Source organism: Pseudomonas sp. P20 (assembly GCF_016463925.1).
Taxonomy (GTDB): domain Bacteria; phylum Pseudomonadota; class Gammaproteobacteria; order Pseudomonadales; family Pseudomonadaceae; genus Pseudomonas; species Pseudomonas aeruginosa.
Window position 1 is genome coordinate 1 of record NZ_JAEMVM010000075.1, and the last position, 1,514, is coordinate 1,514.

The 1,514-nt window shown below is 65.7% G+C and carries 1 protein-coding gene and 1 pseudogene; both read right to left on the bottom strand.

All coding sequences use genetic code 11. The features are described from left to right. Positions 1-27 precede the first annotated feature (27 nt). Positions 28-1,278, bottom strand: a complete 1,251-nt coding sequence (locus JHD77_RS33345; RefSeq protein ID WP_003139984.1) for a phage head morphogenesis protein — start codon at positions 1,276-1,278, stop codon at positions 28-30. Further along, a pseudogene (locus JHD77_RS33350) lies at positions 1,278-1,514 on the bottom strand (DUF935 domain-containing protein); the annotation flags it as partial. The gene JHD77_RS33345 and the pseudogene JHD77_RS33350, both read right to left, overlap by 1 nt.

A 1,514-nucleotide genomic window follows, 5' to 3' on the forward strand; every position in this document is an offset into this window, starting at 1 on the left:
CGAACTCCAGCTCGATACGTGCGCCGCTCATAGTCCACCCTCCACCAAAACCAAACGTCCATTGGCCAACTGCTGCCCGAGCTGCTCGACGCCGACCACGCTGCCGGACTGGACGGCATTGCTGCGCGAGCTGCCCTGCAGGAGATAGTTGACGATCATTGAGAGCCAGCCTCCGCGTCGGCCAGAGTCGAACACGTAGACCAGAGCGTTGGATGATGCATCCAGGAGAACCGCCTGCGGCTGAGCGAGCGCCTGCGGAAGTTGCCGCAGGTCGGCCAGCGTCAGTCCAGCGAGCGCGTCGTCTACCTCTGGCTCGGTCGTCGCGGCCTTGACCAGTGGCACCAATTGCTCGTCGCGCATGCTGATCAACGCGGTCTGTGGCGTGACGCCCGCCCGTTGCATGCCAGCGACCGTCTCGGGGCTCAGCGTGCCCACGTTGCGAGCGCTGCCACGCACCACTGGCTCGGCCACGACCTCATCCAGCCAGCTTGTCCAGGAGCGCTGCAGCGCCTCCTCGACACGCTGCTCGTCCAGCAGTTGCCTGTTCATGCGTGCCGCCGGTTCGGCCGGCAGCGGCGCGGTCTTCTCCAGGGTCAGCTGCACCTGGTTCTCGAAGGCGGCTCGACCGGGTGCGTAGTTCCAGCCCGGATCGATGCCTTCCGGCACCTGGACCACCTCGCCGTGGAAAACGATGTTGCGCAGGCGGCCAGGCGGTGGTTCGTCCGGTCCCGACTTCCCCATCGCCTGCAGCTCATCCAGGCTGTAGGCCGTGACGTAGCACTCGCAGCCGAACCCCGACGGCGGATAGTGCGTCTTCCACCACGGGTTGTCGGCATGGATGTGCAGGCCATCCCATGCCAAGTGCAGCTCGCGCGGGTGCTCGACAGCGTCACTGTGGTGATAGCCCCAGTACGGCCGCGTTGCCTTCACTGCCTGCAGCTGGGCGTAGCGGCCGGCTGCGTAGCTGGTACGCAGGTTGGTGCGGTAGATCACCTGGGCACGCCAGGCGCGACCGCCGGCCGGCTCCCAGCCGTAGTTGTCCAGGACGGCGTAGTAGTCCTTCTGGAACTCCTCCAGGGTTAAGCCATCGCGGATCGCCTGACGCACCACTGCGTAGAGATCTGCGACCAGGTCCGCACGATGGGCGCCTGCGCTCACAAACGACTGGTCATGGGCGGCACCGCGCACCGTGGCGTAGTTGACCGAGGGGTTCTTCGCCTCAAAGAAAGCGATCTGCTCGCGAAACGAGAGGCTGCCATACGTCGCCGCGGTAGCCATCAGGCACTACCTCGCGCGGCCAGATCGTCCTGGACGTCAGTACGTCCAGCCAGGTTCGCTGCCTGCAGGCCGACCGCCATGGCGGCCGCGTATTGATCCAGGCTCAGCTCGGGAGCAAGTTGCAGCAGTTGCTCCTGCAGCTCGTCGAGGCTGGTGGCATTGTCGACCAGAGCGCGGAGTTGCTCGCTCCAGTCCTTTACCGCCGGCTGCATGGCCTTGGCCAACTGGTCCGTCAT